19 protein-coding genes, 1 tRNA gene and 1 pseudogene are annotated in these 26120 nt (G+C 43.3%); 13 read left to right on the top strand and 8 right to left on the bottom strand.

Features of this window, described 5'->3' with window-relative positions; translation table 11 throughout:
* Positions 1 to 115: 115 nt before the first annotated feature.
* From addB to J2Z34_RS10585, 3 genes are all read left to right on the top strand, one after another.
* Complete coding sequence (gene addB / locus J2Z34_RS10575) at positions 116 to 3550, top strand: helicase-exonuclease AddAB subunit AddB (RefSeq protein WP_209459833.1); 3435 nt, start codon at positions 116 to 118, stop codon at positions 3548 to 3550.
* Between the two features lie 2 nt (positions 3551 to 3552).
* Positions 3553 to 7206, top strand: a complete 3654-nt coding sequence (addA, locus tag J2Z34_RS10580) for a helicase-exonuclease AddAB subunit AddA (RefSeq protein ID WP_209459834.1) — start codon at positions 3553 to 3555, stop codon at positions 7204 to 7206.
* Between the two features lie 75 nt (positions 7207 to 7281).
* Positions 7282 to 7437 (top strand): DNA-binding protein, encoded by a 156-nt coding sequence (locus tag J2Z34_RS10585; RefSeq protein WP_209459835.1) that lies wholly within the window; start codon positions 7282 to 7284, stop codon positions 7435 to 7437.
* A 544-nt stretch (positions 7438 to 7981) separates the two neighbouring features.
* Here the strand turns inward: J2Z34_RS10585 and J2Z34_RS10590 are convergent.
* Both J2Z34_RS10590 and J2Z34_RS10595 read right to left on the bottom strand, forming a co-directional pair.
* Positions 7982 to 8914 carry an AEC family transporter gene (locus J2Z34_RS10590; RefSeq protein WP_209459836.1) on the bottom strand — a complete coding sequence of 311 codons (933 nt, stop codon included), beginning with the start codon at positions 8912 to 8914 and terminating at the stop codon, positions 7982 to 7984.
* The gene (locus tag J2Z34_RS10595) at positions 8895 to 10247 is read right to left on the bottom strand and encodes a CCA tRNA nucleotidyltransferase (protein WP_209459837.1); all 1353 of its coding nucleotides are present in this window, start codon (positions 10245 to 10247) and stop codon (positions 8895 to 8897) included. Before J2Z34_RS10595 ends, J2Z34_RS10590 begins: the two co-directional genes overlap by 20 nt.
* Positions 10248 to 10362: 115 nt before the next feature.
* On the opposite strand from J2Z34_RS10595, the gene J2Z34_RS10600 reads away from it, so the two are divergent.
* Both J2Z34_RS10600 and pepT read left to right on the top strand, forming a co-directional pair.
* Positions 10363 to 11340 carry a 3'-5' exoribonuclease YhaM family protein gene (locus tag J2Z34_RS10600; protein WP_209459838.1) on the top strand — a complete coding sequence of 326 codons (978 nt, stop codon included), beginning with the start codon at positions 10363 to 10365 and terminating at the stop codon, positions 11338 to 11340.
* Positions 11341 to 11349: 9 nt separating this feature from the next.
* A complete protein-coding gene (pepT, locus tag J2Z34_RS10605) occupies positions 11350 to 12576 on the top strand; it encodes a peptidase T (RefSeq protein ID WP_209459839.1) in 1227 nt (408 codons plus the stop codon).
* Between the two features lie 62 nt (positions 12577 to 12638).
* Here pepT and J2Z34_RS10610 read toward each other — a convergent pair whose 3' ends face one another.
* On the bottom strand, positions 12639 to 13523 hold the full coding sequence (locus tag J2Z34_RS10610; protein WP_209459840.1) for a DegV family protein: 885 nt from the start codon (positions 13521 to 13523) through the stop codon (positions 12639 to 12641).
* 429 nt (positions 13524 to 13952) lie between these two features.
* On the opposite strand from J2Z34_RS10610, the pseudogene tnpA reads away from it, so the two are divergent.
* Positions 13953 to 14171 (top strand): annotated as a pseudogene (gene tnpA, locus J2Z34_RS17955) (IS200/IS605 family transposase); the annotation flags it as partial.
* The gene (gene tnpB / locus J2Z34_RS10620; protein ID WP_342453156.1) at positions 14116 to 15357 is read left to right on the top strand and encodes an IS200/IS605 family element RNA-guided endonuclease TnpB; all 1242 of its coding nucleotides are present in this window, start codon (positions 14116 to 14118) and stop codon (positions 15355 to 15357) included. The pseudogene tnpA and the gene tnpB, both read left to right, overlap by 56 nt.
* A 167-nt stretch (positions 15358 to 15524) precedes the next feature.
* Here tnpB and J2Z34_RS10625 read toward each other — a convergent pair whose 3' ends face one another.
* On the bottom strand, positions 15525 to 16073 hold the full coding sequence (locus J2Z34_RS10625; protein ID WP_209459841.1) for a biotin transporter BioY: 549 nt from the start codon (positions 16071 to 16073) through the stop codon (positions 15525 to 15527).
* 220 nt (positions 16074 to 16293) lie between these two features.
* Here J2Z34_RS10625 and J2Z34_RS10630 point away from each other — a divergent pair, with 220 nt between their 5' ends.
* The 4 genes from J2Z34_RS10630 to J2Z34_RS10645 all read left to right on the top strand — a co-directional run bounded on the left by J2Z34_RS10630 (position 16294) and on the right by J2Z34_RS10645 (position 21754).
* Entirely contained in the window at positions 16294 to 16503 is a 210-nt protein-coding gene (locus tag J2Z34_RS10630; RefSeq protein ID WP_209459842.1) for a hypothetical protein, read from the top strand.
* Positions 16504 to 16839 (top strand): GNAT family N-acetyltransferase, encoded by a 336-nt coding sequence (locus J2Z34_RS10635; protein ID WP_209459843.1) that lies wholly within the window; start codon positions 16504 to 16506, stop codon positions 16837 to 16839. It begins immediately after the preceding gene.
* 30 nt (positions 16840 to 16869) lie between these two features.
* On the top strand, positions 16870 to 17367 hold the full coding sequence (locus J2Z34_RS10640) for a hypothetical protein (protein WP_209459844.1): 498 nt from the start codon (positions 16870 to 16872) through the stop codon (positions 17365 to 17367).
* Positions 17368 to 17941: 574 nt separating this feature from the next.
* Positions 17942 to 21754, top strand: coding sequence for a SpaA isopeptide-forming pilin-related protein (locus J2Z34_RS10645; protein WP_209459845.1), 3813 nt, complete (start codon positions 17942 to 17944; stop codon positions 21752 to 21754).
* Between the two features lie 152 nt (positions 21755 to 21906).
* Here the strand turns inward: J2Z34_RS10645 and J2Z34_RS10650 are convergent.
* Positions 21907 to 21981 (bottom strand) — tRNA-Arg (locus J2Z34_RS10650).
* Positions 21982 to 22096: 115 nt separating this feature from the next.
* Entirely contained in the window at positions 22097 to 23227 is a 1131-nt protein-coding gene (locus J2Z34_RS10655; protein ID WP_209459846.1) for a patatin-like phospholipase family protein, read from the bottom strand.
* Positions 23228 to 23352: 125 nt separating this feature from the next.
* Here J2Z34_RS10655 and J2Z34_RS10660 point away from each other — a divergent pair, with 125 nt between their 5' ends.
* Positions 23353 to 23811, top strand: a complete 459-nt coding sequence (locus tag J2Z34_RS10660) for a hypothetical protein (protein ID WP_209459847.1) — start codon at positions 23353 to 23355, stop codon at positions 23809 to 23811.
* Positions 23811 to 24731: an alpha/beta fold hydrolase gene (locus J2Z34_RS10665; protein ID WP_209459848.1), complete on the top strand. Its 921-nt coding sequence runs from the start codon at positions 23811 to 23813 to the stop codon at positions 24729 to 24731. The genes J2Z34_RS10660 and J2Z34_RS10665 overlap by 1 nt, the downstream gene beginning before the upstream one ends.
* A 24-nt stretch (positions 24732 to 24755) precedes the next feature.
* On the opposite strand, the gene J2Z34_RS10670 is transcribed toward J2Z34_RS10665, so the two are convergent.
* Both J2Z34_RS10670 and J2Z34_RS10675 read right to left on the bottom strand, forming a co-directional pair.
* Positions 24756 to 25652: a phosphatidylserine decarboxylase gene (locus tag J2Z34_RS10670; protein WP_209459849.1), complete on the bottom strand. Its 897-nt coding sequence runs from the start codon at positions 25650 to 25652 to the stop codon at positions 24756 to 24758.
* Positions 25649 to 26110 (bottom strand): nucleoside deaminase, encoded by a 462-nt coding sequence (locus J2Z34_RS10675; protein ID WP_209459850.1) that lies wholly within the window; start codon positions 26108 to 26110, stop codon positions 25649 to 25651. Before J2Z34_RS10675 ends, J2Z34_RS10670 begins: the two co-directional genes overlap by 4 nt.
* Positions 26111 to 26120 lie beyond the last annotated feature (10 nt).

The raw sequence follows: 26120 nt of genomic DNA on the forward strand, positions 1-26120 counted from the left end.
TTGTTTACAAAATCATAATAATTATTGTTTGGTGCTTAGATGTGTCAATTGCGACATAATCAGGACTTGCCTATAGTATAATGGAAGATGAGAAATTCTTGAAGGATGTGGAAGCATGAGCCTTAGGCTGATATACGGGAGAGGCGGCAGCGGCAAGACCACCTTTGTATTCAATGAGATAAGGGATAGGATGAAGGATAATGACTTAAGGTTCATCCTGATTGTACCTGAACAGTATACTTTCAGGACCGAGCAGAGGGTATTGAGACAGCTTCCTTCTGATGCCGTGCTGAGGGTTGCGGTAATGAGCTTCGGGACCCTTGTAAGAAAGGTCCTGGGAACTGTCGGAGGTGCGACTCACGACCTGATTTCCTCGACTGGCAAGGTAATGCTTGCAGCAAAGGCACTAAGTGACACCAGGGATGATTTGACGATCTATAAAGGTGTCTCAAAGAGGAGCGGCTTTGCCCAGACTGCTGCAGACCTCATAGATGAACTGAGAAGGTTCGATGTGGATTCTGTGGTTTTGTCATCAGCAGCCGAGGAGACGGATGACAGCGAGCTCAAACGAAAGCTTAAGGACATCAGCAAGATATATGAAAAGTATGAAGAGGATCTGCACAGGAACAATGTGGATTCTACTGATGAGGCGGGATATGCCGTAGAGAGGCTGGAGAAGGCTGAGTTCGTTAAGGATTCTGTGGTTTATATCGACGAGTTCAATGACTTTTCGGTGATGCAGCTGAAGCTTATTGGAAAGCTCATGGAGTCTTCAGCCTCTGTCACATTGGCTTTGACTTTGGATTACTATGATTCAGGAGATAGAGATGTGTTCAGCATCACCAGAGATACTGAAGGAAAGGTAATGAGACTTGCAGAGGAGTCAGGAATTTCCATAGTGAAACCGGTAATCCTTGGCAATCCGGGGCAGGCGAGGCTCTCCGGAAACAGGGAGCTGCAGCATCTTGAAGCTGAGTTCTTCAGGTATCCGAACAAGGCATTGAACGGAAGTATCGGTTCAGTATCAATCTATAAGGCCCAGAACAGCTATGACGAGGTAGAGAGGATTGCAAAGGATATGACCAGAAGGGTCAGAGAGGATGAGAGTCTGAGATACAGGGATATGGCTGTACTCTGCAGGGACATCGACTCGTATTCTAGCATAGCTCAGTCCATTTTCAATGAGTATGGGATTCCGCTTTTTCTGGACAAGCGAAGAAGCATAGTAGGAAGTCCGATATCAATATATATTTTGTCCTTGCTTGAAACACTGGTTTCAGGCTTTGCCTACGAGCCACTTTTCAGGATGCTTAAGACAGGCTTGTCAGTAATCACAACAGGTGAAGCTGATTTGCTTGAAAACTATGTCCTCGCACATGGCCTCGGCAGCTGGCATTTCTTTGGCGACTGGAAATTCTCATACCCAAACATCACAGGCAGCGAGCTGAATTCGAAATATGTATCGGACGTACTTGAAATGAGAGACAGGATTGCCGGAACATATTCAAGCCTGAAGGACAGGCTTTCCGAATGCAAGGATGCAAGGGATGTCACTTCAGCCCTCTTCAATCATATGGAAGAAAATGGAGTGATCAATAAGGCATCAGCTGCCGCAAGGTCTGCAGGGGAACAGGATCTAACCGAATACCGGGAAGTGCTAAGTGGCATCAACTCTATTCTTGATGATATGGCTACTGTTTTCGGTGAAGAGAATATTGAACTTTCGGTTTATTTTGAAATGATGAAGGCTGCGGTAGGCAGCTATGAAATAGGAATTATTCCGTTGACCCTTGATCAGGTCATTCTCGGAGATGTAGCAAGGATAAGGAGCGGCGGTACAAAAGGGCTCTATATCCTTGGTGCTAACGACGGGGTCTTTCCAAGGGCAATCAAGGATGAAGGCATATTCACCGACAGCGACAAGATGGCGCTGAAGGACAAGGGTGTGGAGATTTCTGTGGACTCCAGAACCAGGTCAGTCTATGAGCAATTCCTGATCTATACGGCACTGACTACTGCCAGTGGCTTTGTATTTGTAAGCTATCCATCGTCTGACCTTGAAGGCAAGTCACTTAGACCTTCGCAGGTGGTCAACAGACTTAAGAAAATCTTTCCGGATCTTATCGAAGAGGTACCTAAGGGACCTCTTGAGGCTGATCTGGCTGGATTGGATGAGGTTACTAGACCGGATCCGACGTTCAATCAGCTTGTCCATGAGATGAGAAGGAACTATCAGGGGGAGGCTGTGGAAACATTGTGGGGAGAGGTCTACAGATGGTTCTGCGAGAAACCGGAATATGCTGTAAGACTTGACACTGCAGTCAGGGGGCTTGCTTATTCGAATATGGCTCAGAAGCTTCCTCGAAAAACCATAAAGGGACTCTACGGCGATGAGATGAAAATCTCAGTATCAAGACTGGAGAGGTTCTCCCAGTGCCCCTTCGCATACTTCATACAGTATGGTATGAAGGCTAAGGACAGGGTCCTGCACGAGATAACTGCGCCTGATATCGGTACGCTGATGCACGGGGTGATAGACAGGTTTACGGAGGACCTCAAGGGGCTCGAAGGTGGAATCGCAGAAGCTGACCGTGAGTTCATACATGAAAGCATCAGCAGGCTGGTTGACGAAGCCATAGATACAACTAATGCGATATACAAGGAAAGTCCAAGATACAGGCACATGGGGGAAAAGATCAAAAAAACCCTCATGAGGTCTGTGGATACGATAACCAAGCAGATATCCAAAGGAGATTTCGTACCAAGGTTCAATGAGCTCGGCTTTGGCATGGACGGGATTCTTCCACCACTGAAGATTGAGCTGGACGGAGAGGGTGAAGACGTCTTCCTGATAGGAAGGATAGACAGGGTTGATGTGCTTGAGCTTGACGGGAAATCCTATATCAGGATCATTGACTACAAATCCTCAGCAAAAGACGTATCAATCACAGAGGTATTCTACGGACTTCAGATGCAGCTTCTTGTGTATCTGGATGTGGTCCTGAAAAATTCTGATATCCTGTTGAAGAGCGGCGCAATTCCCGGAGCCATTTTGTATTTCAGGATGGATGACCCGATAATTGATGGAAGCCTGTCTCTGGATACGGATACAATAGAGCGTGAGGTGTTCAAGTCCCTCCAGATGAAGGGGCTTATCCTTAAGGATGCCAGCGTAGTAAGGTCTATGGACAGGGAAATGGGTGATTATTCACTTATAATCCCGGCAAAGATAACTTCATCAGGTGAAGTGGTGTCAAAATCCAACAGGAAGGACAAGACTATGGCAACCATACTTACTGAAGCGGATTTTGATACGTTAAGGGAGTATACTACGGAAAGCATCAGAAGGATACTCAGGGAAATGGTGTCGGGCAGCATAACCGTGCTTCCGGCGAAAAACGGAGACAGGATCCCATGTACATACTGTACGTATTCTGCCATATGCCAGTTTGATGCCAGGATGCCAGGTAACAAATACAGGAAAATTGCACCGATGAAAATTGAAGATCTGTGGAGCAGCATGAAGGAAACCGTTGAGGGAGGTGACTAAAGATGGGAGCAGCATGGACGAATGAGCAGACCAGTGCCATAGAAGCGCGAAACAGTAACCTCCTGGTTGCTGCTGCTGCAGGCTCAGGCAAGACTGCCGTGCTTGTAGAGAGGATCATAAGAATAGTCACGAAGGACAAGGCTGACATAGACTCACTCCTTGTAGTTACCTTCACAAATGCGGCAGCATCCGAAATGAGAGAAAGGATCGGAGATGCCATAGAGAAAGCACTGGAAGAGAATCCATCGGATTCTCACCTCCAGAGGCAGCTGACCCTTCTTGGGAGGAGCAGCATAACCACAATACACTCATTCTGCCTTGAACTTATAAGGAGCAACTTCCACCTGATTGACCTGGATCCGGCGTTCAGGATAGCTGACGAAACAGAATCAGGCATACTGAAGGAAGAGGCTCTCGACCAGCTGCTTGAGGAACAGTACGAAAAAGGCGCGGATAGCTTCATAGCCCTCGTTGATTCGTATGGCGGCAAGAAGGATGATTCCGGACTCAAGGCACTGGTACTTGACCTTCACAGGTTTGTGATGAGCAATCCCTGGCCTGGAAAATGGCTTGATGAAGCTGGAAGGGGATATGACCTTTCGGAGGGTGCCATTGAAAGGCTGCCTGTCTATGGGAAAGTGCTTAATAACCTCGCAAGGATGGCTGAAATTCATGTGCAGGCTCTTGAAAATGCAATAGAGACCATTCGTGGAAACGCCGGGATATCGAAGTATGATGACATGTTCCTTGAGGATCTGATTTTTTGCAGGCAGCTGAAGGATGCGTTCTCAGGTACAGACAAATATGATTCAATAAGGTCTGTGCTGATGGAAAAGTCGTGGACCAGGCTGGGTACTGCTGCAAGGGGGCATGACAAATCCGTTGCAGAAGATGTCAAGGAAGCAAGGGGCGATTTCAAGAAATTCATTGAGGACCTTTCAAAGACATTCTTCAAGGAGTCAGGAAGCGACACGCTTGAAATGGCGAGAAGGCTTGACCCGCTTATGAAGCATCTGTCATTTATCGAGAAGGAGTTCATAGCCGCTTACGATGCCAGGAAACGCGACAAGGGACTGCTTGACTTCAATGACCTGGAGCAGCTTGCCCTGAAGATACTTTCAAATGTTGATGAGGAAGGAACGGCAGTGCCATCTCCGGCAGCCCTGGCTTTAAGGTCTAAATTCAGGGAGGTAATGGTTGATGAATACCAGGACTCCAATGAAGTGCAGGAAGTTATCATCAGCATGGTGTCAAGAAAGGATGAGAAGGACCCCAATGTTTTCATGGTAGGTGATGTAAAGCAGAGCATCTACAGGTTCAGACAGGCAAGGCCTGAGCTGTTCCTTGAAAAATACAGGACATACAGCCCGGAAAAACAAGATAGGAACAGAAAGGTACTGCTATACAAGAACTTCAGGAGCAGAAGGAACATATTGTCTGCAGTTAACCTTGTGTTCAAGGGAGTAATGAGCTCGAATGCGGGTGAACTTGACTATACGGATGATGAAGCCCTTGATTTTGGAGCCGGACATTATGATGATGGTGAAGATCCGCCGGTTGAGATCATTCTGGTTGAAACATCCTCTCTTCCGGAGGAAGAATCACAAGCAGCTGAACCTGAGGCTTATGAAGAAAGCGGGATGGAAGATGGAGTTGACATTTCAGACTACAAGGCTATAGAGCTCGAAGCGATAATGGTTGGTAAAAAGATAAGGGAGCTTGTCCTTGGTGATAATCCTGCAAAAGTATATGACAGGAAGCTAGGCGGCTTCAGAAAGGCCAGCTATAGGGATATAGTCATACTGATGAGGGCAACTTCTGTAAGTGCCAACATATTCCTTGAGGAATTCTCGAAGCTTGAGATACCTGCATTTGCCGATAACAGCACCGGATACTTTGAAACTGTAGAAGTAAGGACCATGGTCTCACTGCTGAGGATAATTGATAATCCGCTTCAGGATGTGCCACTCCTTGCTGCTCTAAGAAGCCCGATGTTCGCGTTCAGCGAGGAGGAGCTTGCTTCAGTAAGGCTTCTGGACAAGGATGATTACCTATATAACTGCCTTGTGAAATCAGGAGCTGAATCAATAGGGGAAAAAGCCCGGAGCTTCCTCGAAAGGCTCTCCGAGTACAGGGATATGGCCTTAACGCTGCCTCTCGATTCATTCATATGGTACATATACACCGACACTTCATACTATGACTATGCAGGAGCGATGCCAGATGGCATACAAAGGCAGGCAAATCTTCGGATGCTGTTCCAGAAAGCCCGCCAGTTCGAGGATTCAGGAAGCAAGGGATTGTTCAGCTTCATCAGGTATATCGACAAATTCAAGAGGACGAACGGTGACATCGGAGCAGCAAGGATCCTCGGTGAGAATGAGGACCTGGTGAGGGTCATGAGCATCCATAAATCAAAGGGTCTTGAATTCCCCATAGTGTTCATCAGCAATTCAGGTAAGGGGTTCAACAGGATGGACCAGAGAAAGGATGTCCTTTTTCACCCGGGACTCGGGTTCGGACCCATGTACATTGACAGGGAAAGGTCGATAAAGTGCACTACCTTCTTCAGGGAAGCCATCAAGGACAGGATGATGCTTGAGAGCCTTTCCGAGGAGATGAGGGTCCTTTATGTTGCCATGACCAGAGCCAAGGAGAGACTATACATAACTGGAAATGTAAGAGACAGGGAAGTTGTAATCAAGAGGTGGAACTCGCTTTCAAAGGGAGCTGGCCTTAGGCTGCCTGAAGACAAGGTCCTAAAGTCGGGAAGTTTCCTCGACTGGATAATGCCTGTACTTTTAAAGCACAAATCAATGGATGATTACAGGAACGAGGGGATCGGTGCGTATACTGATGAGGGAAGCTTTTCCCTTGAATTCATACGCGCTGAAGATCTCTTCAGGAAGGGATTGACGCCAAAACTACCAGAAGAATATGTTCTGACCATAGACTCACTGTCCGAACCTTCTTCCTCATTTGAAATCATGAGAAGGCTTTCTTATGAGTATGGTTATGCCAAGGATGTCGCAATGGCTTCCAAAATAACTGTCTCCGAGCTGAAAAGGCTGGCTCAGGACGAAGAGGATATTCAAGGGATCAGTGTAGTGGAGGAGGAACATATCGAAAGACCACTTTTCATGATGGAGAAGACCGGACTTACCGGGTCGGAGCTTGGTACAGCTTTCCATAAGGTATTTCAACATCTCGACTTTTCTAAAGTATCACTGGATGAACTGAGAAGTCAGGTTGACGAGCTTGTGGATAGAGAGCTGCTCAGACCATCGGAAGCTTCCAGAGTAAATCCATGGAAGCTTAAAATGCTTTTTGATACTGACATCGGAAAAAGAATGGCGGCAGCAGCAGTCAAAGGCGAGCTGAAGCGGGAGATTCCATTCTTCATGGGATATGAAGGTAGTGAGACCATGGTTAAGGGAGTCATCGATGCCTTTTTTAAAGAGAATCTGGGGCTTGTCATAGTAGACTACAAGACAGACCATGTTGATATCAGCAACTTCGAAGAAACGCTAAAAGAAAGGTACACAGAGCAGATGAGATATTATAAAAATGCACTTGAGCGAATAACTGGACTCAAAGTAAGCGAAATAATACTCTATTCAGTATCACTTGGAAAAGAATTATGTATTACTTTATAATTTGCTCTTCAAAGTTATTTTGTTTTGAAGTATAATAACATTATATTATCTTGGAAAACGATAGGAGTGTTTCAAATGGCAGTAGGAAAAGATAAGACAAGGATTCTTTTGACACTTCCAATGGATCTCAAGGACGAACTCACGAAGGAAGCAAAGAGGGATAATAGGAGTCTCAACAACTATATCCTCAACCTTCTTCTGAATTCTGACAGAAGACCAGAAGGAAAGTAACGAAGAAAAGAAAAGGACCTGCAAGGGTCCTTTTTTTCATTTTGATGATTTAATGACTATTCATCTAACGGATAATGATTTTCCTTGAATATCAAGGAGACTGGTAGTACCAATTATTAAATTGATATAAATTGTTAAATTATACGAATCAAATGAAAACTTTGAAATGCAGTCATGGATTCGCTGATATTCAATACTGCTGAATTAATATTTCAATTACAAACTTAGAAAGACAAAATCAAAATCATCCTCATACTGATCAAAGTTTGAATACGGTTGTACGTATATATCTCTTGGTAACCAATTAGAATGTACGATATTTACACATATATAATAAAAGTATTTTATGAGCAGATAAAATTTCTGGATATTTTTTATTTAAAACAAAAAATGCTCGAAATATGGATGGAATATTTTTACGATATTTAAAATCGAGTGAAAATCTAATTTCCATCTTATAATTATTTAATTGGTGTACAAAATAACATCATTATACAATAGTAAAACATATGATAAATCTATAATAACAAAGTGAAATAATATTTCATAAGAGAGTAAACAACATGAAGTACAGGGGTATTGTAAATAGAGATAGGAAAGTGGTAAATGCTGTCATGAAAGCAGCAAATCCAGAATCCCCTCCGTACTTTCCGGATACTATAGATACCTGGCCCATTACCGGAAGTGCAGCGCTTATTATGAATACCTTCTGCATAAGCAACGGCATCGGGACAAGCTTGAACAGAAGGATTACAACCAGAGGCGATACTGCGAACCTGAACAGTATTATGAGGATCGTATCCAACGGATTCCCAAGATTCTTGAAGGTAAGTGTGCCTATAATGCTTCCCATATAAATGAGAGAAAGAGGTGTCAGCATATCCTTCAGATACTCGGTGCTCTTAATGATATAATCCGGTACAGCTATGTCCATGAAAAGTGCGGCAAGGCCCAGCAGAAATCCAAGTATTGCAGGATTAAGAAGCTTCTTTATGACAGTGAATGAGAATCCGCTGCTTTTCTTTGTCCTTGAGAGCAGGTAGTTTCCGGCGGTCCAGAACATGACAGTATTTGCCATATAGTAAAGGAGAAGGTATGGTACGCCTTCATCACCGAAAAGCCCTGTTATTATTGGAAGTCCGACAAATATGGTATTGGAGAAGGTGCTCATCGCAATGAACGCTCCACCCCGTTTTATGTTGTGTTTGAGAAGTCGGCTGGTGAAGGATGATATTATGATTACAATGACCATAGATGTTATGACCAGAAGCACACCTTTCCAGGATACCTTCAGATGTTCCAGGGTGAAGCTGGTAAATGCTGTATGGAACATGGTTACCGGCACTATGTAGCTTACAAGGAATGTAGATATGAAACTGTCTACCCGCTGGTCGGTAACCTTGAGCTTTTTAAGCACAAATCCGAATCCTGCGAGAATAAAAAGAGTGATTATTGTATTAGTTGCCTCTATTGTCATTCTCAGCCTCCCTGGCAGCAATTTCCAGAAGTCGTTCTCTTGTGTTAAGGCCTGGTGTCTCCAGGACGTTTTCCAATAGGATTCCCAGGAGCTTGCCGATTAGCCTGCCGTCTTTGATGCCTATGGATTTGAGGTCGTCTCCGTTGACGGCAAGGTCCTTAAGCTCCAATGGATCGTTTCTTTCGAGTATTTCATTCAGTCGTTTCTCGAATTCAATGAGCTTTGAGGCGTGAATTCCACCGATGTCTGGTTTTCCGCCATGGTCAGCCTTCTTGAGGCCGAGGAAAAGCGGTATGTTTGCAATCCCCATGTTGACTGCAAATTTCTTGAGCTTCACTTCATTCTTCATCTCGCTTGGGACCATATGCAGCGAGATAAGCTTGTCTACAAGATGAATGGTCCGGTTGTCGTATTTTAGTCTCTGAAGCACATCCCTGGCAATTGATGCGGATTCCTTCTCATGGCCGTAGAAGTGGCCCACGCCGTCTTTGTCTATCGTGAAGCATCTTGGTTTTCCTGAGTCGTGAAATAGTGCCGCAAGCCTAACGTGAAGGTTTCTAGGACACCTGTCAAGCACCTCCAGGGTATGCCCAAGGACATCCTTGTCATGGTACCTGTTGAACTGGTTGAATGATGCCAGTGGCAACAGCTCAGGAAGGACATACTTTATCAGTCCTAGCTCGAAGAGCATCCGCATGCCTCTTCCGGGATTTTCCGACATGAGGATATTGGATATCTCTTCCCGGATCCTTTCGACGCTGATGTATACGAGACCGTCCATTTCCTCGATTATCCCGAGAAGAGTACTCTCTTCTATGTTGAAGTCAAGGGTGGTTGCGAGCCGTACAGCCCGGAGTATACGCAGGGCATCCTCCTTGAAACGCTCGACAGGATGTCCCACTGCCCTGATTAGCCTGTGGTTAAGGTCATTGAAGCCGCCAAACGGGTCTATGAGTCCTTTTTCATCATTGTAGGCCAGTGCGTTGATTGTGATATCCCGTCTTCTGAGGTCCTCAATCAGGTCTTCTATGAATCGGACATTTTCCGGGTATCTCTTGTTGATGTAGCCTTCTTCACTTCTGAAGGTGGTCACGTCAAAACAACCGTCGTCGGTTACAACCTCTACGGTTCCGTGCTTTATGCCTATTGGAACTGTCTTTTCAAACATTCCGATGATTGATTCAGGTGTAGCTGAAGTTGCGATATCATAGTCTTTTGGGTTCTTCCCGAGAAGGACGTCCCTGATGGACCCACCCACAAGGTAAGCATCGTAACCTTCCTGAAGTATCCTTCCGATTATGAATCTTGCGCCTTTTGGCATCTCGATCCTCATGGTGCCTCCTTACCTGGAGAGTCAAAATTTCTGCTTTGAAAGCCTTCTCCGGTTGGTATTGTAGTATAATCTAGTATAATTAATTATATACCATGTTAATGGCAAGGAGTAGCAGATGGAACAATCGATTAGAAAAATACGGGACTTTGAAACTGGTGACAGGCTTGACTGTTACTTCATAATCAAGAGGGTGGACCTCAAGACCACAAATTCAAATGACAAGAAATACCTGGACTTCATCTTCGGAGATGTGACAGGTGAAATATCTGGAAAGCTATGGGATGTGCCATACGACCAAGAGGATTTCTTCAAGGCTGGAATGCTCATCAAGGCGAGAGGAACCGTCACCAGCTACCAGAATTCTCTGCAATTCAAGGTGGACAGGATAAGGACAGTAGATGCCAAGGATAACGTCGATCCAAGGGACTTTGTTGTGGCTGCACCGCTTGACCCTGATTTCATGTACAGTGAAATTGAGGGATTTGCAAAAGGTATGGCGAACACACACATCAGGAGCCTTGTGCTTAGAATAATGGAAGAGAACAAGGAAAAGCTGATGTATTATCCAGCTGCAAAGAGGAACCACCACTCGATAAGAAGCGGACTGCTTTACCATGTTCTGACAATGCTAAGACTGGGCATGAAAATATCTCAGATATATGAAGAGATCAATACTGACCTGCTTTATGCGGGTATAATTCTCCATGACATGGAAAAGCTTAATGAAATGGACTCGACCGAGCTTGGAATAGTGAGCGAGTATACGGTTGAGGGAACTCTGCTTGGCCACATAACCCAGGGAGTGAAGAACATTGAAAGGGTTGCAATGGAGCTTGGAACACCGAAGGAAATCAGCATGATCCTTGAACACATGGTACTGAGTCATCATTATGAGCCTGATTTTGGAAGCCCTGTAAAGCCGATGATCCTGGAGGCTGAGATATTGCATCATATTGATATGATCGATGCGAGGGTTTTTGATATTACGAATGCTACAAAGGATATTGAGGGCGGTACATTCACTGACAATATCTGGTCGCTTGACAGAAGAAGGATGTATAAGCCTTTGTTTGAAGGAAGCGTGAAGAAATAGGAGGATACAATGGGAGCAAAGGAAAACCTTTTAAAATATGTAAAATATGAGACAACATCTGATGAAGAAAGCACAAGCATTCCGTCGACTAAGGGTCAGATGATACTTGCTGAAGAGCTTGAAAGAGAACTGAAAGCATTAGGGCTTGAGACAAATCTGGATGAAAACGGATATCTGTTCGGATACCTGAAGGGTAATACAAATAAGAAGGTTAAAAAACTTGGATTTTTAGCCCATCTTGACACCTCACCTGACATGAGCGGAAAAGACGTATCTCCAAGGGAACTTACCTATGCAGGTGGAGATATAGTGCTAAATGAGGGTCTCGGGATAGTACTTAAAACTGCTGATTTTCCTGACCTTAAGAAATATGAGGGTCATGAACTTATTGTTACAGACGGGACTACCCTTCTTGGGGCAGACAACAAGGCGGGGATAGCTGAAATAATGGCGGCGCTTGAAATCATTGTTTCCAAAAGCGATATGCTGCATGGAGATATAATGGTGGCATTTACCCCTGATGAGGAAATAGGACGAGGGCCGCATAAATTCGATGTTGAAAGATTTGGAGCGGAGGTTGCTTATACTATTGACGGAGGTCCCGAGGGCGAGCTTGAATTTGAAAACTTCAATGCAGCAGCTGCAAAAGTCACATTTAATGGAAGAAATGTGCATCCTGGCACAGCCAAAGGAAAGATGATCAATTCAATTGCTCTTGCCATGGAGTATGCTTCATACTTCGACAAATCTGAGACACCTGAAATGACGGAAAAGTACGAGGGCTTCTTCCATCTCAATGATTTCAGCGGATCTGTGGAAAAGACCGTACTCAACTACATCATAAGGGATTTCTTCCCGGATACTTTCGAGGCAAAGAAAGGGAAGATGTTGGCTGCAGCCGAGCAGCTAAACGAAAAGCACGGACAAGACACCGTAACTGTTGAAATTAAAGATCAGTACAGGAACATGAAAGAGATGATAGAGCCTAACATGTACCTGATAGACAATGCCCTGAAGGCAATGGAAAAGGCAGAGGTGAAGCCTATAGTGAAGCCTATAAGAGGCGGCACTGACGGTGCGCAGCTTTCATTCATGGGGCTGCCGTGCCCGAACATCTTCACTGGCGGTGAAAACTACCATGGAAAGTTCGAGTTCATATCAATCCCGGCAATGGAAAAGGCTGTGAAGGTAATAGTCAACTTAGTCGGTATATTCGAAGAACAGGGTGTTGAATAACAAATATGATTTAAAGAGCGGCACTTTCGCAAGTGCCGCTCTTTGATTAAAATAATTCAAAATTATTGCGGGTTTTTCTTGGTTCGGTCTTTTCCGGTAAAGAAGAGGCATGCTCCGTTTGGTCCGATGTGCGATCCGATTGCCATTCCCAGAGGGAACAGGGTTACCTTGGCATCGGAGTGATTCTTTTCTATAAGTTCCTTTATATATGCAGCATCTTCTTCACAGTCACCGTGCGATATGAAGGCTTCAATGCCCACTTCAGGATCGAGGTTCTTTTCAAAATAGCTGTACAGCGTGTTCAGGGATTTTTTTCTGCCCTTAACCTTGTCGATTACCTTAAGGCTTCCTTCGCTGTCCATATGTATTATTGGCTTGATTGACAGCATGGAACCGAATGTAGCTGATAATGCCGATATTCTGCCGCCTCTCCTCAGATGGTTGAGGTCGTCGACTGTAGCTACGTGGTTTATGTGGTATTTCATCTTCTCGACATAGTCCAGGTTTTCCTGAAAGGTTGCGCCTTCTGACTGCCTGCGAAGGGCAAGCTGCACCAGCAGTCCCTGTCCGGAGGATGCACACTTCGTATCTACGATCTCTATGCGCCTTTCAGGATATGACTCCTTTAGGATTCCTGCAGCAACATTTGCTGAACCGAAAGTCCCGCTTAACATGGAAGAAAATGAAAGATACAGGAGATCAAGGCCTTTATCAAGAGAGCCTTTGAAGTATCCGAGATACATGGCTGGAGTGATCTGCGAGGTTGTAGGCATATCGCCATTTCTCATGCTGTCGTAGAATTCCTTGAAACCGACAGTCCTCCAGGAATCCTCGATCAGTTCGATATTGCTTGTCTTTATAACAAGGCCTATGGGATCGTGTTCCGGCTTGTCCAGAAAATATGTTCCGAGGTCGCACCCTGAATCTGTTAGTACAATGTAGCTCATATGGCCTCCAATTCAAAAATCAGTCTCAATACAGGATAACCTCAAAAGTTTAAAAAACTTTGAAGTTGTCCATAAAGATTTGATGAAAAAGCTTGCGCAAACTCGTGACTTCAGTCGTGAGTTAGCAAGCGAAGTGAAGAAATCGCAGTACTTAGCACATTAGCATATATCAAGTAATAGATACCATTAAGTTCATTGAATTAAAGTTTTGCATTATTCAAGTGTTAAACGGTTCTGAAGTATTCTTATGTCTGAAATATATATGGACGCGGATACGTCTAAACAATCCAGTATCCTTTGGTTTGTTGCGTAAAGTACCGGCACGATATCCTAATCAGACAGACGAATGGAAATGTGAAGGATTTGTAAAATCTGATCTCTGATGACGATAATATGTATATTCTGGATTTGGGAAAGCATAATGATAATGTGTATCTGCTGATTGACTGCAAACCTCAGCACTATATTCCAAATGTCGTGAAAGCACTCAAATGAGTATCAGCAAGGTTATTGTTCAAGAAGCACCCTGAACTGAAGAAACGGTGATGGGGCGGACATCTGTGGAATCCCAGCTGCTTTGTTGCCACAGTCAGTGAAAACACCAAGGAGCAAATCCGCAGGTACATACAGAGTCGGAAAAAGAAATGAGACAGTTCAAGCTTTGACAATGGTGGAGGTGAGAGCAGTGCTGCAGCTTAAAGCCTATGAATACCGTATCTATCCAGATAAAAAACAGGAAACGCTGATTGCCAGGACGATCGGCTGCTCTAGGTTCGTATACAATCATTTCCTTGAATTGTGGAACAAGGAATATGAGGAGACCGGAAAAGGTCTGACTTATTACGCATGCTCCAAACTTCTGACAAAGCTTAAGAGGGACCCGGAAACAGTATGGCTTTGTGAAGTGGATAAGTTCTCGCTCCAGAATTCGCTTCGTAACCTGTCGGACGCCTTCTCCCGCTTTTTCAAAGGACAGAACGAGCATCCACAGTTCAAGAGCAAGAAGAACCCGAGGCAAAGTTACACTACACAATATACGAACAACAACATCGCAGTTTCCGGTAATTTCCTGAAGCTGCCCAAGCTAGGCCTTGTCAAGTTTGCAGACAGTAGGGAGATGAAAGGCCGTATACTGAATGCCACAGTACGAAGGAAATCGAGCGGGGAATTCTTCGTATCGATCCTATGCGAAGAGGAGATCTGTGAATTGCCAAAGACTGACTCATCTGTCGGAATTGACCTCGGAATCATTGACTTTGCGGTTATGTCAGACGGAAGCAGGAATGACAACAATCATTTTACCAGGCAAATGGAAGAAAGGCTTAGACGGGAGCAGCGAAAGCTTGCAAGGCGTGCACTTGCTGCGGAGAAAAGAGGAATTCCCCTGTCTGAAGCCAGGAACTATCAGAAGCAGAGACGGAAGGTAGCGAGACTTTATGAAAAGGTTGCAAACCAGCGAAAAGAATATCTTAACAAACTCAATACAGAGATAGTCAAAAACCACGATATCATCTGTATCGAGGACCTTAACGTTAAGGGCATGATGCGCAATCATAAACTGGCAAAAAGCATTTCTGATGTATCATGGACGAGCCTTGTATCGAAACTGCAGTACAAGGCTGCCTGGTATGGAAAAGAAGTCATCAGGATAAGCAGATGGTTTCCGTCAAGTCAGATATGCTCAGAGTGCGGCCACAAGGACGGGAAGAAGCCTCTCCATGTAAGGGAGTGGACCTGTCCTGTTTGTCATGCCCACCATGACCGTGACGTCAATGCAGCAAGAAATATACTGGCTGAGGGACTCAGGATAAGAGCTCTGACTCCGGGGTCTTAGCAATACAGAAGGAAACAGGAACCGCAGGAATTGCGGGGGTAGCTTGGTAAACAAGAGAAACCTCTGCCGGCAAAGAAATAAGCCGGTAAGTACGCTCTGTTCCCAAGAATCTCATGACTTTAGTCATGAGAGCGTTCAATTTGGATCTCAAATATGAGTGAAATTGTTTACTGCTGCTTATATGCAAGCAAGCCCGTCTTATCAAGCCTTGACCAAATCACAGCGGCAGCAACTGTCTTGAACAGGTCCGGAAGTATGAATGGAAGTACCCCTGCGGCAGCTGCCTGAGTAAGGGTCAAGCCTCTGCTTATTGCCAGGTATGAAGCGCCAAGAAGGTATATTGGTACATTTCCCAAAAGCACTGAATATACTACAGCTTTTGGGAAAGAGTTGATTCTGCTTCTGAAAGAGCTGATGAGGAATACGGCTACTGCAAATCCCATGATGAAACCTCCGGTAGGCCCCAGTATTGCACCGGCACCGCCTCTCCCTCCTGAAAATACAGGAAAGCCTATGCTTCCAAGAAAAAGGAATACAGCTATCGCCATCCTTGAAATCTTGGGTTTGAAAGATAGTGCTATAAGAATCACAACTAGAGTCTGAAGCGTACCAGGTACGGGAGTAAATGGAAGAGGAACATATATGTAGGATGATATGATGAGCAGCGTAACACCGAGTGATGAATAAACCAGGTCTCTTGTCTTTAGTCCGGCCATTGCTGATTCTCCTTTGATTTTAATAATCCCTATTATATCAGCTGATTAGTGATTTGGATTTTTTTTAATGGCATGGCATGGCCTATTTTAAGTAAAATTTAAAAAGTAGCATTCGGTGCGATACATATGATCAAAGTAATAAATTGTTTACAACCAATCTACAGAAGTAAGTTTATATAACTGCTATACTTTATAGAAGGGAGGATGTGATAATTTGAAATTGGAACTAAGCGAAATAATGGCAATCTCCAAGTACCTCAGACTTTCTTTGGATAATCTGAAGGAGCTTAGGGATGTTATGATAGAAATCGAGATCAATGGCGAGGTAGACCATGACGGACAGCCGGTCATGAACTCTGATGAGATAAACATGGATATCAGCAATATTGAAAGGCTTCTGAACATGCTTTCGGAAGCGGAAGGAGCGTAAATGTTGGAATTTAAAGTGAATCATGAAAAGGAATTGAACAGGTTCATCCTTGTAGCTGGAGACGGTGAAAGGGTGGGGAGGATGTCCTATATGGTAGGTGATGACGGCATAATGACCATAGACCATACCAAGGTAAGTCTTGACCTGAGGGGCACGGGGGCGGGAAAGCACCTGATAGTGGCTGCAGTCGAACATGCGAGAGGTATGGGCTATAGGCTGAATGCTACCTGTCCATATGCTAAGAAAATGCTGGAGAAGCATCGCAAGGACTTTTCTGATGTCCTTGGGCCGGTGCTTACTGAAGAGTCTGAACCGGAACCTGGAAATGAATTCTGATTACATCACATCAGCAGGAGGGCTATTTAATTGAAGGGAATAGTGTTTATCGCATGTATGCTTATCCTGGCTGGTTGTGGAGCTAAAGCTGTGACACCAATACCTGATGGTGATATTCAGGTATCGAAGATAATAGATTACAGGACCTCTGATATCGAGCCCATGAAGGGTGAAGCAAGGCTTATACTTGAAATCAAGAGCTTCGAAAAATACCTGACTGATTATGCGATTCTGGAAAACCCTGCTTTCCTGGACCCGGATGATCTTGAATCTATTAAGAATATTGATGAGGATTACTTCAGGACTGGAGCGATTGGAGTTGCAGTTTCTGTAGAGAGTTCTGGATCAAACACGGTAACGGGAAAGAAAGCAAAAAGACAGGGAGATGTGCTATTCCTTCTTATAGAAAGGAAGGAAGCGGGCATAGGCACAACAGATATCGCTACAAGGCATTCGGTGTTCCTTCTAAGCTCAACTGACGTTTCTGGAATAAGGACAGTTGAAGTGGAGAGAATTACAGCTAAGTAGATGTAAATTTATTATGAACTGGAAAGAAGCTTTGATTTTAAATATGCGTTTAACCTGTTGAAATATAATCATATTAACTATAAATATTCAAAGAACCTTCGTATTATACGTTGGTTCTTTTTTAATTGTCATAAATGGTGAGTATTGTAAAGTGAAGCAAATGCATAGCATAGCTCTTAATATGCTTGCATATCCTTGACTATCAAGGGCTTTCAAAATAAAGGCCAGTTGCATGAACTTTCGACAAATAAAGCTTTCCGATAGGTTGTGGATACTTTGAATTCATATATATTAATAAATACGAATATTGATGTCGAAATTCATGTTTGTACATATGGTGTCGAATAAATGGAAATGTCGTTGAATTGTAATAGTAAATGAGGTTAATTATAAAATAATATATTGTATGTATAAAATATTTTAGCTATAATTAGTATAAAATGACGAAAGAACACATTAACATATTGAACAGAGTTAAGTTTCATTAAATAAACACATTGATTAGAATATAACGATATTTTCAAATATGTCGAATCGCGCTTTGCTACAAAATTCAATTACAGGAGGAGAGAACATGAAGGGAAGAATTAGAAAATTTACTGCGCTAGTATTATCGTTTGCTATGGCGTTCACATTTATTGGATCGTCTCAGGTTAAGACTTCATTTGCAGATGCCAAGGGAGTTCTCAATATACAATTTGATGCCGTGCTGGATGCTATGCAGACAAGCGGGTACGGTTCATTGACCTTGACCTTGACACATACTTCAGGGGCAACTTTCACAGCATCAAGCACTAATAAAACATGGCAAAACGCTCCTTATGGAACTTATACAGTAAGCCTTTCAAATACCACTGGTATTAAGTATGAGGTTGAGGCATCATTCGATCAGCAGGGGAAGACGTATAATCTTGTTGCAAATAAATTTACCACTGCTGATACTGCTGCTACGATATTTTTTAAGGAAATCAAGATAATTCCTATAGCTCTTGGAACCCTGGTAAAGTATGGGGATGATGGCAAGCCATTAGCAGGGGCTACTTTTAAAGTAACTGATTCAAATAATGTAGTTTCATACAAGACATCTGGTCCAGATGGTATTGTATTCAGTGATATGCTGATTTACAAGGATACGAAAATTACAGTACAGGAATCAGAGGCACCACATGGCTATGTTTTAGATAACGGTATAGTAGAGCTTAATTATCCTATAGTTGGAATTAATCCATCTATTGAAGATCTTAATGTGCTGAAGACTATTACGAATACAAGAGCAAAAATTTCTGTTACTGGTAATAAAGTCTGGAGAGGCGGACCAAAGCCTGATATCCAGGTTCAGTTATATAGAGACAATGAGCTTATGGTAGGTTATGAACCGGTAACACTTACATCAACTAATACTGAGTATACCTGGAAGGATCTTTACTTGACTGATTCAAGAGGGAACGACTATAAGTACTCCATAAAAGAGGTAAGCGTACCTGAGAATTACGATGTAACATATTCAAATGATGGATTGACAGTAACTAATACTTTTATTGTTCCTAAGATTTCAGTAACTGGATATAAGAAATGGATAGGAGGACCTAAGCCTGATGTTGCGATACAGCTGTACCAGGATGGTGAGGCCTATGGTGACAAGGTTACTTTTAGTGCAATGAAAACAAGCCATACATGGACAGATCTTCCAGAGACTGATTTGAATGGCAAATTCTATACATATACGATTGATGAGCCCAACGTACCTGTTAATTATAGCAGTACATTATCTGCAGACAAGCTGACTGTAACAAATGAATATAAATCCCCTGTTCAGGAAATCAAAGTGTTGAAGGAATGGGAAAATGGTCCTTTAACTAAACCAACAATACAAGTGCAGCTATATCAGAACGGGGTAGAATATGGTGCTCCAGTGGATTTTTCCAACGGAAAGACATCACACACCTGGACTGTGGATGTTACTGACAGCGATGGGAAAGAATATGAGTATACTGCGAAGGAAGTAGAGGTTCCTGACAACTATGAGGTTACTTATTCAGATGATGAGCTAACTATAACAAATAAGTATATAGTTCCAGTAATTTCAGTTACTGGAACCAAGATATGGGAGGGTGGAACCAAGCCTGACGTCGAGATACAGCTATATCAGGATGGAGAAGAGATTGGAGATCCGGTCATATTCAGTTCAACAAAGACAAGCCATACATGGTATAACCTTCCAGGTACAGATGAGTCTGGAAATGCCTATGAATATACGATAGATGAACTTGATGTACCTGAGAACTACACAAAGACCCTATCAGAAGATAAGCTCACGATAACAAATAGCTACACTTCACCAAAACAAGACATAACTGTCAGAAAGGTTTGGGAGAATGGTCCTGAAATAAAGCCGACTATCGAAGTGCAGCTATATCAGGATGGAGTAGAATATGGCGCTCCGGTGGAGTTTGCTGACGGAAAGACATCAAACACCTGGACTGTGGATGTAACGGATACCGAAGGTAAAAACTATGTATATACTGCCAAGGAAGTAACAGTTCCTGAAAATTATGAAGCGACCTATTCGGACGATAAGTTGACCATAACAAATATGTACATTGTGCCAAAGATAGAAATATCTGGAAGCAAGCTTTGGGAAGGCAATTTACAGAAACCAGAGAAGATAACAGTCATACTTTATCAGGATGGTGAAAAATTTACTGAACAGGATGTTTATCCGGATTCGAATGGTGATTGGAGCTTTAGCTTCAAGAATATTCCAGGTGCAGATTTGGATGGAAATGAATTTGAATACACTGTTGGTGAAGCAACACCTGCAGGATTCATCACATCAGTGAATGGATATACAATTACTAATACATCAATCAAGGGCAACATACAGTTAAAGAAGGTTGATGAGAGTGATAGGCCTCTTGAGGGAGCTTTGTTCGGTCTATTCAAGAGCAGTGATGAGTTATTGGTGAATGTTCTGAGCACGTCCAGAAGCAACAGTGATGGACTTGTAAACTTTACCGGAGTGGAGTATGGCTCATACCTAATCAAGGAGCTTGAGGCACCGGAAGGCTATAATACGGTTGAAAGGATTATAGAAATCTCAATCACAGAAAACAATAAGTCAGTGATCCCTGTTGACGGTATAGTTAAGAACACAAGGATCAGAGGCAATATTGCAATAACCAAGTATGGCGAAAGCAATGTTCTGTTGAGCGGAGCTAGGTTTGAATTAAGGCAGGGCGAGAAACTTATTGCAACTGTTACTACAGATAACTATGGAAAGGCTGAGTTTGAGAATGTCCTTTACGGAGATTATCAGATATATGAAACTGCAGCCCCAATAGGATATGTTGCGAGCCAAGAGTCTATTCAGGCATCAGTAACAACTGAAGGGGAAACTGTTGAAATTCAGGTTCATAACAGAAGAATTGCCGGGACTATAGTGGTTCATAAGCTGGATGAAAAACAGAATCCTATTGCAGGCGCGATATTTGTCTTAAAACAGGATGGAGCAGTTAAGTTCAGAAATGTCGCATCATCAAGTTCAGATGCTATAGAATTCAGGAATATTCCTGAAGGTGTATATGAGCTTGAAGAGGAAAAGGCTCCAACGGGCTTTATAAGAAGTGCAGCAGTAGAAAAAGTTGTCATTGACGAAGATGGCGAGGTTATTTCACTTGATGTGGTTAACAAAGTGATAAAAGGTAACATCCTAATCAGTAAAATCGGAGACGACGGAGAGCTTCTGGAGGGTGCGGAATTCGTTCTGTTCTTGGGAAGTGAACAGTTTGGAAAACCGGTTACCACCGATGAAAATGGAGAAGCGCTGATAGAAGGAGTTCCGTATGGAACATACACTCTGAAGGAAACAAAGGCTCCTGAAGGTTATGTGCTTACAGATGTTGCTAAGGCAGTTGAAATTGAAGTAGATGGTGAAACAATAGAACTTGAGATCAAGAACAGCTTGATTACAAGCACTGTATCAATCAAGAAGATAGAAGCTGGATCAACAAAAGTATTGTCAGGTGCTGAATTTACGATTGAGGATGAAGAAGGTGGAGTTGTATTCACCGGAACAACTGGAACAAGTGGAACCTTGAATGTCATACTGCCGTTTGGCAAATATATAGTCAGGGAGAGCAAAGCTCCTGAAGGATATAATAAAACGGATATGACATATAGCGTAACTGTAAATGCGGATGGAGAAACATTCGACATAGTCGCTGAAAATGAGAAGATTGAAGAGCTTGAGGAAGTAGATCCTGCGGATGACGAGGAAGAAGGATCACTGCCACAGACTGGCGGTATTCCAAGCGAACTGCTGTATGCGGTTGGAATGATAGCAATGGCTGGCGGAGTAGTTCTTATGAGGAAAAAAGAAGAAAAATAGCCAAATCCTGACAATTGATATAAAGCAAAGCGAGGGACTGCAGCGATAGGCTACAGTCTCTCGCTTTATATGAAAATTATGTAATAGCTTTAAACCAATGAAAATAAAAATCCGAACCATTTCCAGATGGAAGCGGTTCGGATTGATTTGTCTGGTGCACCTGGAGGGAATCGAACCCCCAATGCCCGGTTCGTAGCCGAGTGTTATATCCGTTTAACTACAAGTGCCTATATTATTCAACTCAATAATATTAACACAGCAGACCGACAATATCAATGGGCCGGATTTTGAATGGATTTGGACGCAGAGCTTGTATCTTGCGTATTTATCACGGCATCAAGGTTAGACTTCAGCAGTCCTTTCCTTGATTGCCTTTATGAGCAGATTGCCGACAACAAGCTTTGGGTTGGACAATGAAAGCATGAGGAGCTGCCTGTCGGTAAGATCTCTTACTAATATGCGCTGCTTCCAATGTGCTTTTTTGGGGTCAGCAGTAATATCTGTCAGCCTGTCCAGTGCCATTTTTAGAAGGTCGGCAGGCTCTTCGAAAATAGCAAGATTGGTAATTTCAAGTATTTCTGATAATACCTCCAGTGAAGCAAGTGTTATCGAGAATCTGTGTCCATAACTTTCCTTGTATGGCTCAAATACCCTTTCAGCAAGCAGGGGCGCTGAAAGATTCTCAAACCGACGGATTTCTGCTGCGGTTGGAAGGGACAGCAATCCGGTAGGAACGGTATTCCTAAAGTAATACCTGTGGCCGAATACCTTGCCGAACGCCCTGAGGGTGTCAAGGTAACCCAGTCTCATATTTCTGTCGATATGTTCTGGATCAGGTATGAGGATAGAGCCAAGTTCCTCGTTTGAGGCAATGTCTACTATCTTTGATGTGCTGATAGGGTTTCGAAGCCTTTTCTTTGCGTACAGGTCAACGACTATAATATCCCTATATCCTTTTCTGATCAGAGGATCTAATGGAAGATTGTCGTATAGACCTCCATCCATGTATTTATCGCCGTCTATTTCAAACCTTTTAAGGACAGGATGACTGGCGCTAGCGAGCACATAGTCGATGATTTTGCCATCAGGTATGTCTTCTTTGAATACAACAACAGGATCACGTTCTGTCAGATTGACAGTTACTATGCCGAAATCAATTGGATTTTTTCTAATGTTCTCTTCATCCAGATAACTTCTGATCAGAGAGAATGGCTTTTCATAATCGAAACCACCATTCTTCAGGGATTCCAGAATGCTTACAGAATTAAAGTCTATTATTGAGTGCTTATCCATAAGTCTCCAGACCTCTTCAACGGTATTGATGCCTGATGAGAGATATCCGGCGGCATTGATCGCGCCTATGGAGGTTCCGGTAATGGCACCGACTTCTATGTTCATTTCATCTATGGCTTTGAGAACTCCGGCTTCATAGGCTCCGCGTGCCCCTCCGCCTCCAAGTGCGAGTCCATACATGATGTATCCCCTCCTTGTAAAATAGTGTTCATAAAGCGCCTTTCCATATTCAATTATAATATAATTATGAGTGAATAGGGATTAATTGTGCTGCACCAAGAATATTTGGTAAAGGAGTAATTGTCATGTCGGAGTTATTTAGAAAGCTGAGGCTTACCACGCAAAAAGAACTGCTAATCGTAAATCCTCCTGATGGTCTCAAAAAAGAGGCTGATAGTCTTTTGGCTGAATCGGGATTAATAATCGATTTCGAAAAGAAGAGTGAAAAATATCCTTTTATAATGCTGTTCGTATTAAGCCTGAACGAAGTCCTTAAAAATGCAGAAGAGATTTCAGGTACCATAGAAGAAGATGGCGTGCTTTGGATTTGCTATCCTAAGAAATCCTCCAGGAAATACAAGACTGAGCTTTCAAGAGATAATGTGCTGCAGCCTTTCGGCGCATATGGATTCGAAGGGGTCACTCAGGTATCCATTGATGAGGACTGGTCAGCTTTAAGAATCAGGCAGGCGGATAAAATAAAGAGCATGACAAGGTCATGGGCGCTAAGTGAAAAGGGCAAGGAAAGGATAGGTAAGAAATAATGTATTCATTGGATCATATGGTCGCTGAGGACGGGAAAAAGGTTTATGTTCACAAGTGGATTCCAGATGGAAAGAGTAAGGGGATATTACTTATCAGCCATGGAATATCCGAGCACGGAGGGAGATATGGTCATTTTTCTGATTTCTTGAATGCAAAGGGTTATGCAGTTTATTCTCAGGACCACAGGGCACATGGACTAACTGCAGGTGATAATCTCGGAACAGATGGCACTCAGGATACTTTCCTTGAGATAGTAAAGGACATGAGACTCTTAAACCATAAGGCAAGAAATGAACATGAGAATCTGAAGGTGGTACAGTTTGGCCATTCCATGGGGTCTTTCCTGTCAATAAGATATGCCGAGGCTTTTCCTGAGACTATTGATGCATTGATTCTATCCGGAAATAACGGACCGGGAGGCAGGGGCAGCATCATGGCGGGAGTAGCCATATCTCAGGCTTTGATTTCATCTAAGGGCAGAGACTCAAGAGGCGATATAATTAATAATATGATGTTTGGAAAGTTCGGTGGAAAAATAAAGGATAAACGAACGGAATTTGATTGGATATCAAGGGATTCCGAGCAGGTAGACAAATATGTTGAGGATCCATTCTGCGGGATTGTGATGTCAAATGGATTCTATGGATCCATGCTTTCAAACCTTCTTAAGCTTTATAGCAAGGAAGAGCTGTCGAGGATACACAAAGACCTGCCCATACTTATAGCTAGTGGTACTGAGGATCCGGTAGGAAATATGGGTAATGGACCAATAGCTCTTGCGAAGCTTCTTGAAAAGACGACTGGCAGCAGGAAGCTCTTTGTCAGGCTGTACAAAGGGGCCAGGCATGAGATTCTAAATGAAACTAACAGGGTAGAGGTATATGGAGATATTCTAAAGTTTGTTGACATGCATATTTGAGTAGTTTTATAAGAGCCAGGCAGTTTAATCCTGCCTGGCTCTTCTTCCTATGGTTTCTCCCATAAGGACTTTTGATTCAATTCCCTTTGCGGTCTCATCCAGGATATCCTGATCAATTTTTACTGCACCATTTTTGAAAAACAGCAGTACAGTGGATCCTCCGAATTTGAAGTAGCCTTTTTCTGCCCCGCGCTCGAAACGCCTGGAAGGTGTATAGGTTTGTACTATCGAGCCTACATTTGTTGCACCTACTTCAATAATTAGTATATCTGAGAAGTTGTCGCTTCTCATGAGAGAGTACATCCTCTTGTTTTCAAGATATACATTTGGAATTCTGGCTAAAGATACAGGATTTACAGAATAATAACCACCCCTAATGAGGCGGGGTTTTGAGCATATCCCCGAATCCACGAAGTGGAACCTGTGATAATCAAGTGGGCAAAGCCGAAACACGAGCATTGTTCCATGGATATACCTGTCCTTTATATTCCCGTTCCCAATAAGACCTCCCAGAGTATACGTCATGCCCTTGACCTGTACGAGATTATCGATATCGATATTCTCATAGGCAAGCAATCTGCCGTCAACTGGGCTCATAAGCGCAGATGAATCATTAGGAATCGGCCTGCTTTCAGGCAATAGGCTTCGTGTGAAGAAATCATTGAAGGATTCAAAATCCTTCAGATCCTTTACTGACCCATTTATATCCAGTGAGTTGTCCTTGATAAAGGAAGGTATCATCTTCTTTGATGCAGGAAGATCCATTAGTCTGCCATATAGTGAAGAGAACATTTTGCGTTTGACTAAAGCTTCAAGCACCCATTTTCCTGACATGGTACCGTAAAGCCATTCTATGTATTTGCCTCCTACAACGACCTCTGTATCATAATCGCCTTTTTTTCTATCATATATTCTTATCATCGTCTGCTCCTGAGCCTCCTGAAATAAGAAGTCATGAGGTCACTGGAAAATTCATCCTTTAGCCATATGACTTCAATTTGTCTGCCTCTAGGGGGTAAAAGGCTTATGCTCGCTACACTACCGAATGCGCCTTCTTCAGGCTCTATGGCTCCAATGACTACCTTCCCAATCCTTGATTTCTTGATTAGGCTTGCACACATGAGGCATGGCTCCAGAGTGACGTAAAGCGTTGTGCCTGTGAGTCTCCAGGTGCCGATTGCCTTAGCAGCTTCCCTGATCGCTATGACTTCAGCATGTGCTGAGGGATCTGCCGCGGTTTCTGTCATGTTGTGGCCTCGTCCTATGATTTTTCCATCCTTCACCACTACACAGCCTACAGGTACCTCATCCTTGGAAAGGGCCAGAAGAGCTTCCCTTCTGGCCTCCATATAAAAGTTGTCGTATTGGTCCGCTTCCATTTTTCCTCCT

This window comes from Youngiibacter multivorans, assembly GCF_017873395.1.
In the GTDB taxonomy this organism is placed as follows: domain Bacteria; phylum Bacillota; class Clostridia; order Clostridiales; family Clostridiaceae; genus Youngiibacter; species Youngiibacter multivorans.

Coding starts and splice junctions, on each gene's coding strand:
- J2Z34_RS10675 (WP_209459850.1), bottom strand. CDS start 26,110: ATGGAAGCGGACCAATACGACAACTTTTATATGGAGGCCAGAAGGGAA.
- pepT (WP_209459839.1), top strand. CDS start 11,350: ATGGGAGCAAAGGAAAACCTTTTAAAATATGTAAAATATGAGACAACA.
- J2Z34_RS10600 (WP_209459838.1), top strand. CDS start 10,363: ATGGAACAATCGATTAGAAAAATACGGGACTTTGAAACTGGTGACAGG.
- J2Z34_RS10645 (WP_209459845.1), top strand. CDS start 17,942: ATGAAGGGAAGAATTAGAAAATTTACTGCGCTAGTATTATCGTTTGCT.
- addA (WP_209459834.1), top strand. CDS start 3,553: ATGGGAGCAGCATGGACGAATGAGCAGACCAGTGCCATAGAAGCGCGA.
- J2Z34_RS10585 (WP_209459835.1), top strand. CDS start 7,282: ATGGCAGTAGGAAAAGATAAGACAAGGATTCTTTTGACACTTCCAATG.
- J2Z34_RS10670 (WP_209459849.1), bottom strand. CDS start 25,652: ATGATAAGAATATATGATAGAAAAAAAGGCGATTATGATACAGAGGTC.
- J2Z34_RS10625 (WP_209459841.1), bottom strand. CDS start 16,073: ATGGCCGGACTAAAGACAAGAGACCTGGTTTATTCATCACTCGGTGTT.
- J2Z34_RS10665 (WP_209459848.1), top strand. CDS start 23,811: ATGTATTCATTGGATCATATGGTCGCTGAGGACGGGAAAAAGGTTTAT.
- J2Z34_RS10660 (WP_209459847.1), top strand. CDS start 23,353: ATGTCGGAGTTATTTAGAAAGCTGAGGCTTACCACGCAAAAAGAACTG.
- J2Z34_RS10655 (WP_209459846.1), bottom strand. CDS start 23,227: ATGTATGGACTCGCACTTGGAGGCGGAGGGGCACGCGGAGCCTATGAA.
- J2Z34_RS10610 (WP_209459840.1), bottom strand. CDS start 13,523: ATGAGCTACATTGTACTAACAGATTCAGGGTGCGACCTCGGAACATAT.
- J2Z34_RS10590 (WP_209459836.1), bottom strand. CDS start 8,914: ATGACAATAGAGGCAACTAATACAATAATCACTCTTTTTATTCTCGCA.
- J2Z34_RS10635 (WP_209459843.1), top strand. CDS start 16,504: ATGTTGGAATTTAAAGTGAATCATGAAAAGGAATTGAACAGGTTCATC.
- addB (WP_209459833.1), top strand. CDS start 116: ATGAGCCTTAGGCTGATATACGGGAGAGGCGGCAGCGGCAAGACCACC.
- J2Z34_RS10595 (WP_209459837.1), bottom strand. CDS start 10,247: ATGAGGATCGAGATGCCAAAAGGCGCAAGATTCATAATCGGAAGGATA.